We start from the raw sequence: 14,897 nt of genomic DNA on the forward strand, positions 1-14,897 counted from the left end.
GGGATTCATGGGGTCACCGTCGATGAACCTGTTCACCGTGCCCGTCACCGACGGCGGGGTGCAGATCGGTGACCAGCTGGTTCCCGTTCCCCGCGACGCCCTGACCGCGGCGGGCGGGCGTGAGGTGATCTTCGGGATCCGGCCCGAGCACGTCGAGATCGCCGACTCCGGCGGACTGAAACTCGAGATCGACGTCGTCGAGGAACTCGGCTCCGAGGCATTCGTGTTCGGCCGCACCACGGTCAACGGCCGGGTCGAGAGCCTGGTCGCACGGGTCGACTGGCGGAACCCACCCGAAAAGGGCCAGGTCGTGCACGTCCGCGTCGACGAGGCACACGCGCACCTCTTCGCCACCGACGCGGCGGGCGAGCGTCTCGTGCGCTGACGTCAGAATTCCGGAGGGCGGGCGGTCGAGCCCCGGACCACCAGGTGGGTCGGGAGCACGACCGCCCGTTCCGCCGGTTCCTGTCCGCTGAGTAGTTCCACGACCACCCGGCCGGCCGCCGCGCCCTGTTCCCCGACCGGCTGCCGCACCGTGGTCAGGTCTGCCAGCTCGGCCGTCGGGTGATCGTCGATCCCGATCACCGACATCCCGGCCGGAACGGGAACCCCCGCACGTCGCAGCGTGCGCAACGCTCCGACGGCGACCTCGTCGGAATGGCAGAACACTGCGGTGGGCACCTCGGCACGACTGAGCAGCAGTTCCATGCCGCGCTCACCGCCCTCGATTCCCCAGGGAACTGTCGCCGTGCAGTCGTCGTCGAGTCCGGCGTCGGCGAGAGCGGCATGGAACCCCGCCACCCGGGCGATGTCGCCCTCCCAGTACTGACCCTCCGGGTCCACGGTGCGGATCATTCCGATCCGGGTGTGGCCGATCCTGATCAGGTGCCCGACGGCCTGACGCGCGGCCAGCTCGTCGTCGATCCGGACGGACGGGAACTCGCCGGCGTGCGCGCCGATGACGACCACGGTCACATCCATCTCCTCGAGCCGCGCCCGCTCCGGTCCGGTGAGAGGAAACGCCACGGCGATGACGGCATCGACCTTGCGGCGCAAGGGAAGCCGTTCGAAGAACGATTCGCGCTGGGACGACTCCTCGAGGCAGTACAGCAACACGTCCAGGTCCGCGGCGCGGAGTTCGTGTTCGATGCCGGCGAGAATCCGCGAGTAGAACCAGGCGTCGATCCACGGCACCACGACGGCCACCCGGCCCGTCGCGCCACCCGACAGCTTCGACGCCTCGGGTGAGATGACGTACGCCAACTCGTCGGCGGCCCTCTGAATTCGCAATCGGGTCGCCTCGGAGACGCCGCGTTCGCCGCGCAACGCGCGCGAGACGGTGGCGATCGAGACTCCGGTGCGGCGCGCGACGTCGGCCATGTTGACGGACTGCTTGGGGATCACGTTCCCACAGTAAGCGAGCAACGTAAATATTTGCGTTGAATCCTCACAGAATCCGTGGCGCTGAAGTGCGCAAAAGAAATCTCACTGCTCGAGTTGACAGGCCCCTGTGACGTGCCTCACGCTCTTTACGCAAACGTTTACGCATCACATTCCCCCATCCCATCCCCCCACCGAGGAGATTCGATGACCCAGTCCGTGGAGTCGACCGCAACCACCGTCGCGAGCCGGCACCCAGAAGCCTGGTGGAAGACGGCCGTCGTCTACCAGGTCTACATCCGCAGCTTCGCCGACGGGAACGGCGACGGCATCGGCGATCTCACCGGCTTGCGTTCCAAGCTGCCCTACCTCGCCGACCTCGGCGTCGACGCCGTGTGGATCAATCCCTGGTACCCGTCGCCGATGGCGGACGCCGGCTACGACGTGGCCGACTTCCGTGACATCGAGCCGTCATACGGCACGCTCGCGGAGGGGGAGGCGTTCATCGCCGAGGCCCACGAGCTGGGGATCCGCGTGATCCTCGACATCGTGCCCAACCACACCTCCAGCGAGCACCGCTGGTTCGAGGCCGCCCTCCGCGACGAGCCCGGGGCACGCGACCGGTACATATTTCGCCCGGGCCGCGGTCCGGCAGGCGACGAGCCGCCCAACGACTGGCAGAGCGCGTTCGGCGGTCCCGCATGGAGCCGCCTGCACACCGGCGAGTGGTACCTGCACCTGTTCGCTCCCGCCCAGCCCGACCTCAACTGGGAGCACCCCGAGGTCCGGGCGGAGTTCGAGGACATCCTGCGCTTCTGGTTCGACAAGGGCGTCGACGGTTTCCGGATCGACGTCGCCCACGGCCTGGCCAAGGATCCCGCACTCCCCGATGCCGGTGAGCGCCTTCCCGGTTCGCAGCACACCGACCCCCACCCCGCGTGGGATCAGGATGCCGTCCACGAGGTGTACCGGGGCTGGCGGGCCGTCGCCAACACCTACGCCGACCGCGTCTTCGTCGCCGAGGCCTGGGTGCCCGGCAACGACCGCCTGGCCCGGTACCTGCGCCCCGACGAGCTGCACACCGCGTTCCAGTTCGACTTCCTGCGCGCCCCTTGGCGTTCTGTGAGCATCCGCGCCGTGATCGACGACGCGCTCGAGCAGGCGGCCACCGTCGGCGCACCCGCCACGTGGGTGCTCTCCAACCACGACGTTCCCCGCACCGTCACCCGCTACTCGCGCTCACAGCCCGACCACCTGGTCGAAACCGACTGGGAGCGGGCCCGCTGGGCGCTCGAGGAACCGAACCACGAACTGGGTCGGCGTCGTGCCCGCGCGGCCGCGCTGCTGCAGCTGGCGTTGCCGGGCACCGCATACATCTACCAGGGCGAGGAACTCGGACTGGAAGAGGTCGAGGACCTTCCCGACGAGGTCCGGCAGGATCCGACATGGTTCCAGACCGGTTTCACCGACCGCGGCCGGGACGGCTGCCGGGTTCCGATCCCGTGGTCGAACGACGCAGTGCCGTACGGCTTCTCCCCGTTCGACGCGGAGGAGGACACGTGGCTTCCGCAGCCGGGGCACTGGGCCCCGCACACCGCGGAAGCGCAGGCCGGCCACCCCGAGTCGTTCCTCACGCTGTACCGCGAGGCGCTGGAACTGCGACGAGAATTCTTCGACACCCCGCATGCCGTCGAGTGGCTCGACACTCCCCGCGACGTGCTCGCGTTCACCCGCGGCACAGTGCAGTGCTGGGTTAACACCGGCGCCGAACCGATCACACTGCCCGAAGGACTGACCGTCGTACTCGGTTCGGTCGCCGACATCACCGGCGGAGTTCTCCCGTCCGACGCCGCGGTGTGGCTGTCGGAACCGGGCGCGGGTGAATCACGATGAAGCGCGTCGCCGCCTGCGCGGTGGCCGTCGGCGTCCTATTCGCGGCGACGTCCTGCGCCGATCAGGGCCTCGACGCCGCCGCGCAGGCGGAGAAGGAGAACCTCGACGGCCGCGGGCCCATCACCTACGTGCAGGGCAAGGACAACTCGAACGTCATCCGGCCGCTGATCGACGAGTGGAACGCCACCCATCCCGGGGAGGAGGTGACGTTCAAGGAACAGTCCGACCAGGCAGACCAGCAGCACGAGGACCTGGTGCAGCACTTCCAGTCCCGCGACTCCGGGTACGACGTCGCCGTCGTCGACGTCGTGTGGACCGCCGAATTCGCGGCCCGCGGATGGCTGCAACCGCTCGAGGGCCCGATGGCGATCGACACGTCCGGCCTGCTCCCCGCGACGGTCGCGGGGGCCACGTACGGGGACGTCCTGTACGCGGCCCCGCAGACCAGTGACGGCGCCCTGCTCTACTACCGCACCGACCTGGTGGATCATCCGCCTGCCACCTGGGACGAACTCCTCGGCGCGTGCGGGACGGCACAGCACGCCGGAATCGGCTGCTACGCCGGGCAGTACGCCAAGTACGAGGGGCTGACCGTCAACGCGTCCGAGGCCATCAACACCGCGGGCGGGTCGATCCTCGGACCGGACGGCGTGACCCCGACGATGACCACCCCGGAAGCCAAGGCGGGCCTCCAATCGCTCGTCGACGCCTACCGTTCGGGTGCCATCCCCCGCGAGTCCGTCACTTTCCAGGAGGAGCAGGCGCGGCAGGCGTTCCAGAGCGGCGACCTGCTCTTCATGCGCAACTGGCCGTACGCGTACAGCCTGATGGACGGTCAGGGCAGTTCCGCGGTGTCGGGCAAGTTCGCGGTGGCGCCGCTGCCCGGGAAGAGCGGACCCGGTCACTCGACACTCGGCGGGCACAGCGCCGCGATCAACGTGTACTCCGAGCACAAGGCGACCGCCTCGGACTTCCTGAAGTTCTTCCTGGAGAAGAAGTCACAGGCGTTCTTCCTGTCGCAGGGATCGCTCGCCCCCGTCCGCACCGACGTCTACGACGACCCGGAACTGATCGAGCAGTACCCGTACCTCCCCACGTTGAAGACGTCGATCGAGAACGCCGTGACCCGGCCGGTCACCCCGTTCTATCCCGCGGTCACCCGGGCCGTGCAGAACAACGCCTACGCCGCGATCAAAGGCGAGAAGACGGTGGACCAGGCCGCCGCCGACATCCAGTCCGCGATCGCCGCGGCCGGGTCCTAGAGGAGACAGCCGATGACCGTTCACGAACTCTCGCTCGAGAAGACGCCCGCTCCCCCACGTCGGGACGGCGCGAGATCCGGCGAACCGCAGGGCGCGCGACCGCGGAAGGGCCGCAGCAAGGCGGCGATGTTCCTGATCCTGCCGACCATGATCCTGCTGGGCATCGTCGTTCTGTACCCGGTGGTCAGTGCCATGGTGATGTCGCTGTTCAAGGACCCGACGATCGATCCCGCCACCGGCAAGTTCGTCGACCAGGGCTTCGCGGGTCTGTCGAATTACACGCACTGGCTGTTCCAGCGGTGCACCGACACGACCGGAGCGTCGGTGTCCTGTCCCGGCGGCACGCTGGGGTCGCTGTTCTGGCAGTCGTTGTGGGTCACCGTGTTCTTCACCGTCGTCACCGTCGCCATCGAGGTCGCGCTGGGACTGTGGTTCGCCACCATCATGAACCGGGCGTTCCGCGGTCGGGCACTGCTACGCACCAGCATTCTCGTGGCGTGGGCCATCCCGACCGCCGTCACCGCGAAGCTGTGGTACTTCGTCTTCGCCTACGACGGCATCGCCAACAAACTGTTCGGCACGGAAATCCTGTGGACCGGTGACACGTGGCCCGCCCGGTTCGCCGTCGTGATCGCCGACGCCTGGAAGACCACACCGTTCGTGGCGTTGCTGATCCTCGCCGGACTGCAGTGTGTGCCCGCCGAGGTGTACGAGGCGGCGCGGATGGACGGCGCCAATGCGTGGCAACGATTCCGGTCGATCACATTGCCCCTCATCAAGCCGGCCATCCTGGTGGCGGTCCTCTTCCGGGTGCTCGACGTCCTGCGGATCTACGACCTCCCGGCGATCCTCACCGGCGGCGGTGGCGGCGACGGCACCGCCACCACCACGCTGTCGATCCTGGTGATCGACCAGATGCGCCAGGGATTCAACAGCGCGTCCGCCCTCTCCACGATCACGTTCCTGTTCATCTTCGCCGTCGCCTACGTACTGGTGAAGGTGATGGGCGTCAACGTGATCGACACCCAAGAGCAGCAGCGAAAGGCCTGATCCATGTCCACAGCAGTCGTCACACCGGGGATCCCCCGTGCCGCGGTGGCACGCCGGCGCCGGGCACCGTCGCTCGCCTCCATCCGCACCTACCTGGGCCTGGCGGTGATCGTCGTCTGGGGTCTGGCCCCGGTCTACTGGATGGTGGTCACCGCCTTCCGCCACTCCGACTACACGTTCGACACCACCCCGTGGCCCACCCACGTCACGCTGGAGAATTTCGCGAGCGTGTTCTCGACGGAGGCGGGCAACCACTTCGCCAGGGCACTCGTCAACAGCACGATCATCGGCGCCGTCACCACCGCGATCGGTCTGGTCGTCGGAGTCGGCACCGCGTACGCGCTGGCGCGACTGCAGTTCCGGGGAAAGCACGTCGTTCTCGGAATCATCCTGGCGGCGTCGATGTTCCCGGGTGTCGCCGTCCTGACACCGCTGTTCCAGCTGTTCACGTCGATGGGCTGGTTCGGCACCTACCAGGCGCTGATCATCCCGAACATCTCGTTCGTGCTGCCCCTCACCATCTACACCCTCACCGCGTTCTTCAAGGAACTGCCGTGGGAACTCGAGGAGGCCGCCCGAATCGACGGGGCCAGCAGGCGGCAGGCCTTCCGAATGGTGTTGCTACCCTTGGCCGCGCCGGGACTGTTCACCACCGCGATCCTCGCGTTCATCGCGTCGTGGAACGAATACCTGATCTCCAGCCAGCTGTCCAACGACGTGACCCAGCCGGCCACCGTTGCCATCGCACAATTCGCGGGCAGCAAGCCGCACGAGGAGCCGTTCACGTCCGTGATGGCAGCGGGAACGGTCGTGACCATCCCGCTCGTCATCATCGTGCTGCTGTTGCAGCGGCGCATCGTGTCCGGCCTGACCGCCGGCGGCGTCAAGTAGCCCGTGCGGCTCCGCCGCCCGTGAGTACTTATTAACCGCCCGCGGTTAATAAGTACTCACGGGTGCAGGTCGGCCCGGTACTGCCTCGGCGTCTTCCCGAACCACCGCCTGCAGGAACGGTTGAGGGTGCTCTGTTCGGTATAGCCGAGCAGTCCCGCGATCTGGCCGAGATGAAATCCCGGTTCGGCGAGGTATCTCGCCGCCTGGGCGCGACGTTCCCGTTCGATGAGGTCCTGGCATCGCACACCCTCCTCGGCCAGCCGCCGTTGCAGCGTGCGCGGATGCATCGACAGTTGGTCGGAGATGGCCTCAGCGCTGCAGTGGCCGGTGGGCAGCAGACGCCGGGCCAACTCGGCCACGCGTTCGGACAGCGCCGCGGTGCTCGGCAGGTAATGCGTTTCCAGGTATTTCGTGGCGATGCGCCGGGTCTCCGGATCTGCGCTGTCGATCCGCCGGTCCGCCAGGACTCGGGGCAGTTCGAACCCGCACCACGTCTGACCGAACAGGACGGGGCAGTCCAGCGCGCCGCGGTAGGCGGCGTCCGACCCGAGTTGGTCGTGCACGAACGAGATCAGCGAGGGACGCGCGTCCGGGCCGCCGAGTAGCCGAAGGATGCGGACGCCGTTGGCCATCGCCAGCTCGTATCCCTGAGGCAGATAGGGCAGCGACGGTTCCGTCATCTCGTAGACGAACCGGACGTCGCCTGCGGTGCGCGGCTCGACGGTCAGCTTCAGGGCGGGCGAGTGCACGTAGAAGTAGCGGGCGATCGCCTCGAATGCGCCGTGCACGGTCTGGGCGTTCCGCGCGATCACGGCGACGGGCCCGAGGATGTCCAGGCCCTGCCAGTGCGAGAGCCGGAGCCCGAAGTCCGGGCAGCCCAGGTCGGCGGCGCCGGCCTCCAGCACGTGCACGACCGCCTCGAACGACACGAACGCGTCCTCCTCGTGCTCGACTCCCGGTGGAATGTGGAAGCGCGCGAGGGACGACTCCGGGTCGGCGCCCAGCTCCCGCATCAGGTCGCCGTACCCCCAGAGGTTCGTGGCCCGGATCAGACTTCCCACGGGGTCAACTCTCTCCTCTCGCCGGAAACGATGTCGGGAAATGCTAAAAGCATGTCCGAAAGTGTCAAGACCTGTGACGTGGCACACAGTCATTCTGTTTGTACCCCATCCTGCGAATCCAGCAGGCAGAAGCGCGAGGAAGCCATGAGCACGACACATTTCGACGTTCTGATCATCGGTGCCGGACTGTCCGGCATCGGAACGGCCTGCCAGGTGACGGCCGAGTTCCCCCACAAGAGCATCGCGGTGCTGGAGCGCCGCGAGCGGCTGGGCGGTACGTGGGACCTGTTCCGCTACCCCGGTATTCGTTCCGACTCCGACATGTTCACGTTCGGCTACAAGTTCCGGCCGTGGCGTGACTCGAAGGTGCTCGCGGACGGTGCGTCGATCCGCCGGTACATCGCGGACACCGCGCGGGAGTTCGGCATCGAGGACAAGATCCGCTACGGCCTGAAGATCGTCGGGGCGGACTGGTCGACAGCCGAGGAACGCTGGACGGTGACCGCCCTGCACGAGGCGACCGGCGACATCCGCACCTACACCTGCGGGTACCTGGTCAGCTGCACCGGCTACTACGACTACGACGCCGGCCACCTGCCGGACTTCCCGGGCACGGACCGATTCCGGGGCCGGTGCGTCCACCCACAGCAGTGGCCGGAGGACCTCGACTACACCGGTAAGAAGGTCGTCGTGATCGGCAGCGGCGCCACCGCCGTCACGCTGGTCCCGTCGATGGCCGGCGATGCAGAGCACGTGACCATGCTGCAACGCTCGCCGTCGTACGTCTTCTCGATCCCCGCCCTCGACAAGATCTCCGAGGTGCTGGGCCGATTCCTGCCCGCCGAGTGGGTGTATTCGTTCGGCCGCAAGCGCAACATCGCCCTCCAGCGCGGGCTGTACCTGGCGTGCCGACGGTGGCCGCGGCAAATGCGCCGATTCCTGCTCTGGCAGGTGCGACGACGCCTCGGCCCCGGATTCGACATGAGCCACTTCACGCCGAACTACATGCCGTGGGACGAGCGCCTCTGCGCGGTGCCGGACGCGGACCTCTTCACCGCGCTGTCGTCGGGAGACGCGTCGATCGTCACCGATCACATCGACACGTTCACCGAGAAGGGCATCCTGCTGAAGTCGGGCCTGGAATTGGAGGCGGACGTCGTCGTCACCGCCACCGGCCTGAAGATCCAGATGCTCGGCGGAATGGAACTCTCCGTGGACGGGCAGCCCCGTCCGCTGCACGGTCAGATGACCTACAAGGGCGTGCTCGTCGAGGGAATCCCCAACCTGGCATGGGTTTTCGGCTACACCAACGCGCCGTGGACCCTGAAGTCCGATATCGCGGGCGCCTACCTGTGCCGGCTCCTCCGGTACATGGACGAGGTCGGTCACACCGTCGCGACGCCCCGCGACGTCGAGAACTCCGCGATGGACATCGGCATGCTCGATCAGTTGCAGTCCGGGTACGTGCAGCGCGGTAAGGACGTCATGCCCCGCCAGGGGTCCGCGGAGCCGTGGAAGGTTCTCATGCACTACGAGAAGGACTCCACGATGCTCCTCGACGACCCTGTTCACGACGGAATTCTGCAGTTCGGCGCGCCGGCATGAGGAACGTCAGCCGAGGTGCCATCCGGGCCTGCCTGCGCAGCGCACGCCCCCTGTTCGCATCCCACCGCGTGCCCGTCGGGGCGAAGCGCCTCATGGTCGAAATGGTGACGGCCGCCGCCCGCCCGCCTCGTGGCACCCGGTTCGAGCGCGACACGGTCGCCGGCGTCCCCGTCGTGCGGGTGCGGCCGGCGCACACCACCGGGGGGACGCTGATCTACCTCCACGGTGGCGGATACGCCCTCGGAAGCGCGAAGGGGTACCGCGGCCTGGTCGCGCACCTCGCCGCAGCCGCCGGGACGACGGCGGTGATCCCCGACTACTCACGCTCGCCGGAATCCCGCTACCCGATTGCCCTCGAGGAAATGGTCGCGGTCTACTCCCGGCTACTCGACGACGGCCTCGACGCGGACACCACCGTCGTCGCGGGGGATTCCGCCGGCGGCGGACTGACGCTGGCGCTCGCGACGGCACTGCGTGACCGCGGCCTCCCCGCCCCGGCCGCACTCGGCCTGATCTGCCCGTGGGCCGACCTCGCGATCGACGTCGACCGGTCGCGACCGGTGCTGCGCGATCCCCTGATCCTGCCGTCCATGACGGCCGAATGGGCCCCGCGCTATGCCGGACAGCACGATCCGAGATCGCCCGGCATCTCCCCGGTGTACGGCGACATGACAGGTCTGCCGCCGATCGTCATGCACACGGCCGGCGACGATCCGATCTCCGTCGACGCGGAGAAGATCGAAGCAGCCGTCGCCGCTGCGGCGGGCGTCCTCCACCATCGCCGGTTCGACGACCTGTGGCACGACTTCCACCTCCAGGTCAGCCTCCTCGCCGAGGCACGCGAGGCGGTCACCGACCTCGGCGCGGCACTGCGCCGTCACATCCAGGAAATTCACCCCGACACAGCAAAGGTTGCATCCACATGAGCACGTTCGAAGGAAAAGTCGCCGTCGTCACCGGAGCAGGATCCGGCATCGGCCGGGCCCTCGCCCTCGATCTCGCGAAGAGGGGCGCAAGGCTCGCCCTCTCCGACGTCGATACCGTCGGACTCGCCGACACCGTCCGCCAGGCCAAGGCGCTGGGCGCGGAGGTCAGGTCCGACCGAATCGACGTCGCCGAACGGGAAGAGATGCTGGAATACGCAGACTCCGTCGTCGCAACGTTCGGCACGGTCCACCAGGTCTACAACAACGCCGGCATCGGCTACAACGGCAACGTCGAGAAGTCCAAGTTCAAGGACATCGAGCGGATCATCGACGTCGACTTCTGGGGCGTCGTCAACGGGACCAAAGCCTTTCTGCCACATCTGATCGCGTCCGGCGACGGGCACGTCGTCAACATCTCGAGCCTGTTCGGGCTGATCGCCGTGCCGGGCCAGAGCGCCTACAACGCCGCGAAATTCGCCGTGCGCGGCTTCACCGAGTCGCTGCGGCAGGAGATGCTGATCGCCAAGCACCCCGTCGAGGTGACCTGCGTGCATCCCGGAGGCATCAAGACCGCCGTGGCCCGCAACGCCACTGTCGCCGAGGACGAGGACGCACAGACCTTCGCGGACTTTTTCGACAAGCGGCTGGCCCTGCACTCGCCGGAGATGGCCGCGAAGTCGATCCTCGACGGAGTCCGCAAGGGGAAAGCCCGGGTGATCATCGGCTGGGAGGCGAAGGCCCTCGACGTGCTGGCCCGCGTCATCGGGTCGTCGTATCAGCGGGTGGTCGCCACCGGCTTCGCGACCTTCATGCCGTGGATGAAGTAGGCGACTGCCGGGGTCGTCCTAGGACGCCAGGATCTTCGCCTTCTCGGCGCTGAATTCGGCTTCGGTGAGCACACCTTGGGCTCTGAGTTCTCCGAGATCCTTCAGCGCGGCGATCCGGTCGACGCTGCCTCCGCCCGAGGAGGGGGTGGGGGCGGCCTGCGGCGGGGGTGCCTGGGAGTAGGCCGGGGCCTCGTTCTGCGGGGCTTGCGGTTGCTGCTGCGGTTGCTGCTGTGGTTGCTCTTTCGCCGCCCACCGCTGGCCCTGACGTCGAGACACTCGATTCGACACGGACGTCGCGGTTCCGGCGATGACGGCGGTGCGGGCGATCCCGCGGAGAAGTCCAGGCATGGTGTTGTCCTCGGTTTCAGCTTCTGGCTTCGAGAGCGTCGAGTGACGCCAGGATGCCCTGTACAGGGATGCGGCCCGACGCCACGAGTTGCGCTCCGCTGCGACGCAGGGCGGTTGCGAGCGGTGCGGCCCAAGTGTTCTCGTAGACCAGTACCGCAGCCGAAGCACCTGGCTCGAGTACGGATCCGGCGTCGGCGATGTCCGTCAGGTCGAGCAGGCCGGTCGAGGCCTCGGCGAAGAGCGACACATCTATATCGCCCACGAGTCCGACGTCGACGACGTCGATCGCCACGACGGAGCCGTCCGTTTCCTTGCGAAGGAAGACCAGGTCGAGCACTCGCACGGTGCCCTGCTCGACGAGTTCGCGGAGGATCGCCAGCGCTGATCCGTCCGGTCTTCGGTCGGCAGGGAACTCCACCACGAGATAATCGATGGGCCCGCTATCCTCCGGGTCGATATCGTTCACCGGAAAACCTCTCTTCGTACATGCCGAGGGGATCCGCGGATGGCACCCCGGATCAGGGCTCGGTCACAATAATCCGGGATCCCCCACGAGAATTCCGGCCATTCTCCGAGCATAATCCGGTTCGAGACCGTCTCACGAGCTTTCACCCTGTTCGGATGATTTTCGGGGCGTGCCTCCATGCGACGCTGAGACCGACCTTCCCCAGCGGCAGCTCACGGAAGTGTTCACCGAAGCGAGCCTCGAGATGTCCCAGGAAAGGCCGTCGTGAGTTCAGGCAAAGAGTCGGTCGCGGTCGCCGGGTCCGGTCTGGTGCTCACGGTGCTGGCGTCCAGCCAGTTTCTGATGACATTGGACAGCTCCGTGATGAACGTGTCCATGGCGACAGTCGCGTCGGATCTCGGGACCACGATCACCGGCATCCAGACGGCCATCACGTTGTACACGCTCGTCATGGCGACGCTGATGATCACCGGCGGCAAGATCGGCACCATCATCGGTCGGCGCAAGGCGTTCGCACTCGGCCTGATCGTCTACGGCGCGGGCTCGCTCACCACGGCGCTGTCCCCCAACCTGGCGGTGCTGCTGATCGGATGGTCCCTGCTGGAAGGGATCGGCGCCGCGCTGATCATGCCCGCGATCGTCGCCCTCGTCGCGGCGAACTTCGCGGCCGAAAGGCGTCCCGCCGCCTACGGTCTGGTGGCCGCGGCGGGTGCGATGGCAGTTGCCGCCGGACCCCTCATCGGCGGTGCGGTGACCACGTTCGCGTCGTGGCGGTATGTCTTCGCCGGCGAGGTGGTGATCGTCCTCCTCATCCTGCTGGTGCTCCGACGCATCAACGACGTTCCACCGGCGAAGGTGCGCCTCGACCTGGTCGGATCGGCGCTGTCGGTGGTGAGCCTCGGGATGATCGTGTTCGGCGTCCTCCGCTCGAGCGAGTGGGGCTGGGTGCAGGCCAAGCCCGGCGGAACCGCGATCGCGGGACTGTCGCCGGTCGTGTGGCTGGTGCTGGGTGGTCTCCTGGTGCTCTACGGGTTCCTGCGGTGGGAAGCCCATCTCGCCGACACCGGCGGCGAGCCGCTGATCGACCCCCGGCTGCTGCGGAACCGTCAACTCGCCGGCGGGCTCAGCATGTTCTTCGCCCAGTTCACCGTCCAAGCGGGCGTGTTCTTCACCGTCCCCCTTTTCCTGTCCGTCGTGCTCGAACTCGACGCGCTCCAAACCGGGATCCGGCTCATCCCGCTGTCCGTGGCACTGCTGCTGGCCGCTGCCGGGATCCCCAAACTCCGGCCCGAGGCCAACCCGCGCAGGGTGGTCCGGTTCGGTCTGGCGTCCATGATCGTAGGCATCCTGTTCCTCGTGGCCGGGATGGACCCCGGGGCCAACGCCGGCGTCGTGGCCGTTCCGATGCTGCTGATGGGGCTCGGACTCGGTGCTCTGGCCTCCCAACTCGGCGCCGTCACGGTCTCGGCCGTCTCCGACTCGCAGAGCGCCGAGGTCGGCGGGCTGCAGAACACCGCCACCAACCTCGGCGCGTCCCTGGGGACGGCGCTCATCGGATCGGTGCTCATCGCGACCCTGAGCACCTCGATCGTCGCGGGGATCCAAGCCGATCCCGACGTTCCGCAGTCGGTCCAAGAGCGGGCGACCACCGAACTGGCGAGCGGTGTCCCGTTCCTCTCCGACACTCAACTGGCGGCGGCCCTGGAGGAGGCGTCGGTCCCCGACGCCACCGCCCAGGACATCCTCGACATCAATTCCGACGCGCGACTCGAGGCACTCCAGGTGGCGTACGCCGTCACCGCACTGCTCGCCATCGCGGCGTTGTTCTTCACCGGGCGGATCCCCCGCACCCCCGTCGGCTCCCCCGAACGAAAGGCTGCGCCCGACCCCACTGACCGCCGCAGTTCGTAGGACTTTGCCGCGTCGCGTTCCGGTGGCAGCATTCTCCCCGTGACCTTTGCCCATCGTTTGCGTCCCCGCCTCGTCGAAGAACGAGCGTCGGTGTCGCCGCTCGAACTGTTCTTCGACCTCGTCTTCGTGTTCGCTCTCACCCGTGTCACCGATCTGATGGCCGAGGACCCCACCGGGGTGAACCTGCTGCGCGGCGCACTGGTGATGGCCGTCCTGTGGTGGAGCTGGGTGGGGTACGCCTGGCTCTGCAACCTCGTACGCGCCGACGAGGGCATCGTGCGGGTGGTGATGTTCGGCGCGATGGGCGCCATGTTCATCACCGCCCTGACGATCCCCGAGGCGTTCGACGATCTGACCGGCGGACTCGACGGCCCCGTCATCTTCGCCCTCGGTTACTTCGTCGTCCGCCTGCTGCACCTGGTGATGTTCTGGGTGATCAGCCGCACCGACCCCCAACTGCGCGGTCAGGTGCTGCGGTTCGCGCCGAGCATGGTCACCGGCACCGTGTTCCTGCTCATCGCATCGCAGCTCACCGGCACGGCGCAGACCGTGATGTGGATCCTCGCCCTCGCCGGCGACTACATCGGCACACTGATCGGCGGCACCGACTGGCGGTTGCGGTCGATCAGCCACTTCGCCGAACGACACGGCCTCATCATTATCGTCGCGCTCGGTGAGTCGATCGTGTCGTTCGGCATCGGCGTCGCGAGCCTGCCGATCTCCTGGGCGATCATCGTCGCCTCGCTGCTGGGACTCGCGGTGTCGGGGCTGCTGTGGTGGTCGTACTTCGACGTCACGTCACTGGCCGTCGAGCACGCCTTCGAGGAGGCAACCGGTGCGCGTCAGATCAAGATCGCCCGCAACTGCTACAGCTTCCTGCACCTGCCGATGGTGATCGGGATCGTGATGCTGTCGCTCGGTCTGAAGAAGATCCTGTCGTACGTCGGCGACGGCAACCATCACCGGCTCACCGACCCGCTGTACGGCTGGCCGCTGATCGCACTGTTCGGTGGGGCGGCACTGTACCTCCTCGCGCTGGTCGCGTTCAAGGCCTACGCGACGAGGTCGGTCACCGTGCCGCGCGTCGTGACGGCGGTCGTCCTGATCGCGCTCCTCCCCGTCGTCTGGCACATCCCGGCCCTCGCCACCCTCGGCGTGCTCACCGCGGTCCTGCTCGCGATGATCGGATACGAAATGGTCCGGTACGACCAGCCCCGCGACGAGATCCGGCACGGCGCGCACCCGTGAGTACTTATTAACCTCCCGCGGTTAATAAG

The 14,897-nt window shown here is 67.4% G+C and carries 14 protein-coding genes; 10 read left to right on the forward strand and 4 right to left on the reverse strand.

Annotation, left to right across the window (positions count from 1 at the left end):
* On the forward strand, window positions 1-385 hold a 385-nt coding region (locus AC1D1G_RS09560; RefSeq protein WP_477951832.1), incomplete at its 5' end, for a TOBE domain-containing protein.
* A 2-nt stretch (window positions 386-387) separates the two neighbouring features.
* On the opposite strand, the gene AC1D1G_RS09565 is transcribed toward AC1D1G_RS09560, so the two are convergent.
* A complete protein-coding gene (locus AC1D1G_RS09565) occupies window positions 388-1,404 on the reverse strand; it encodes a LacI family DNA-binding transcriptional regulator (RefSeq protein ID WP_477951834.1) in 1,017 nt (338 codons plus the stop codon).
* Window positions 1,405-1,587: 183 nt separating this feature from the next.
* Between AC1D1G_RS09565 and AC1D1G_RS09570 the strand changes: the two genes are divergently transcribed.
* From AC1D1G_RS09570 to AC1D1G_RS09585, 4 genes are read left to right on the forward strand one after another with little or no spacing between them, the layout of a single operon-like run.
* Window positions 1,588-3,273, forward strand: coding sequence for a glycoside hydrolase family 13 protein (locus tag AC1D1G_RS09570; RefSeq protein WP_477951836.1), 1,686 nt, complete (start codon window positions 1,588-1,590; stop codon window positions 3,271-3,273).
* On the forward strand, window positions 3,270-4,535 hold the full coding sequence (locus AC1D1G_RS09575) for an ABC transporter substrate-binding protein (protein WP_477951837.1): 1,266 nt from the start codon (window positions 3,270-3,272) through the stop codon (window positions 4,533-4,535). Before AC1D1G_RS09570 ends, AC1D1G_RS09575 begins: the two co-directional genes overlap by 4 nt.
* Window positions 4,536-4,547: 12 nt before the next feature.
* Window positions 4,548-5,585: a carbohydrate ABC transporter permease gene (locus tag AC1D1G_RS09580; RefSeq protein WP_477951839.1), complete on the forward strand. Its 1,038-nt coding sequence runs from the start codon at window positions 4,548-4,550 to the stop codon at window positions 5,583-5,585.
* Window positions 5,586-5,588: 3 nt separating this feature from the next.
* Window positions 5,589-6,476, forward strand: coding sequence for a carbohydrate ABC transporter permease (locus AC1D1G_RS09585; protein WP_005562109.1), 888 nt, complete (start codon window positions 5,589-5,591; stop codon window positions 6,474-6,476).
* A gap of 56 nt (window positions 6,477-6,532) precedes the next feature.
* Here the strand turns inward: AC1D1G_RS09585 and AC1D1G_RS09590 are convergent, their stop codons facing one another.
* Complete coding sequence (locus AC1D1G_RS09590) at window positions 6,533-7,489, reverse strand: AraC family transcriptional regulator (RefSeq protein ID WP_283332855.1); 957 nt, start codon at window positions 7,487-7,489, stop codon at window positions 6,533-6,535.
* Window positions 7,490-7,681: 192 nt separating this feature from the next.
* Here AC1D1G_RS09590 and AC1D1G_RS09595 point away from each other — a divergent pair, with 192 nt between their 5' ends.
* Genes AC1D1G_RS09595 through AC1D1G_RS09605 form a run of 3 tightly spaced genes read left to right on the forward strand, consistent with a single transcriptional unit; the run spans window position 7,682 to window position 10,895 of the window.
* Window positions 7,682-9,142, forward strand: a complete 1,461-nt coding sequence (locus AC1D1G_RS09595; RefSeq protein ID WP_283332795.1) for a flavin-containing monooxygenase — start codon at window positions 7,682-7,684, stop codon at window positions 9,140-9,142.
* On the forward strand, window positions 9,139-10,068 hold the full coding sequence (locus tag AC1D1G_RS09600; RefSeq protein WP_283353933.1) for an alpha/beta hydrolase: 930 nt from the start codon (window positions 9,139-9,141) through the stop codon (window positions 10,066-10,068). The genes AC1D1G_RS09595 and AC1D1G_RS09600 overlap by 4 nt, the downstream gene beginning before the upstream one ends.
* The gene (locus AC1D1G_RS09605; protein WP_283332791.1) at window positions 10,065-10,895 is read left to right on the forward strand and encodes an SDR family NAD(P)-dependent oxidoreductase; all 831 of its coding nucleotides are present in this window, start codon (window positions 10,065-10,067) and stop codon (window positions 10,893-10,895) included. The genes AC1D1G_RS09600 and AC1D1G_RS09605 overlap by 4 nt, the downstream gene beginning before the upstream one ends.
* A gap of 18 nt (window positions 10,896-10,913) precedes the next feature.
* On the opposite strand, the gene AC1D1G_RS09610 is transcribed toward AC1D1G_RS09605, so the two are convergent.
* Together AC1D1G_RS09610 and AC1D1G_RS09615 are read right to left on the reverse strand one after the other, a co-directional pair.
* The gene (locus AC1D1G_RS09610; RefSeq protein ID WP_317570831.1) at window positions 10,914-11,243 is read right to left on the reverse strand and encodes an SHOCT domain-containing protein; all 330 of its coding nucleotides are present in this window, start codon (window positions 11,241-11,243) and stop codon (window positions 10,914-10,916) included.
* 16 nt (window positions 11,244-11,259) lie between these two features.
* Window positions 11,260-11,709 carry a DUF6325 family protein gene (locus tag AC1D1G_RS09615; RefSeq protein WP_283332789.1) on the reverse strand — a complete coding sequence of 150 codons (450 nt, stop codon included), beginning with the start codon at window positions 11,707-11,709 and terminating at the stop codon, window positions 11,260-11,262.
* Between the two features lie 264 nt (window positions 11,710-11,973).
* Here AC1D1G_RS09615 and AC1D1G_RS09620 point away from each other — a divergent pair, with 264 nt between their 5' ends.
* Entirely contained in the window at window positions 11,974-13,620 is a 1,647-nt protein-coding gene (locus tag AC1D1G_RS09620) for an MFS transporter (protein WP_477951841.1), read from the forward strand.
* A 39-nt stretch (window positions 13,621-13,659) separates the two neighbouring features.
* Window positions 13,660-14,868, forward strand: a complete 1,209-nt coding sequence (locus tag AC1D1G_RS09625) for a low temperature requirement protein A (RefSeq protein WP_477951842.1) — start codon at window positions 13,660-13,662, stop codon at window positions 14,866-14,868.
* Window positions 14,869-14,897: the final 29 nt, after the last annotated feature.

The organism is Rhodococcus sp. P3_B8, assembly GCF_056402775.1.